The following is a 202-nucleotide window of genomic DNA, read 5'->3' as shown; positions in this document are numbered from 1 at the left end:
CTTCGGGCTGGAGTTCGGCCTCGCGTTCCAGATGCGTGACGACCTGCTCGACATCGCGTCGGATCCCGCGACGCTCGGCAAGCCCGTCGGGGGAGACCTGCGCGAGGGCAAGGTGACCCTGCCGATCCTGCACCTGCTCGGCGGCCCGGACGGCTGCGAGGTGCGCGACATCGTGGAGCGCCGCGCCTCGGGCGAGGGGGAC

General features: G+C 72.8%; 1 protein-coding gene. It reads left to right on the top strand.

Annotation, left to right across the window (positions count from 1 at the left end):
* Nucleotides 1-202 (top strand): polyprenyl synthetase family protein (locus DEIPI_RS32060; protein WP_045234568.1); only part of this gene is annotated, 202 nt, incomplete at both ends.

Origin of the sequence: Deinococcus pimensis DSM 21231 (assembly GCF_000519345.1) — a bacterium.
In the GTDB taxonomy this organism is placed as follows: domain Bacteria; phylum Deinococcota; class Deinococci; order Deinococcales; family Deinococcaceae; genus Deinococcus_A; species Deinococcus_A pimensis.
The sequence above is the reverse complement of the archived record's forward strand: the minus strand, read 5'-3'. Positions and strand labels throughout refer to the sequence as shown.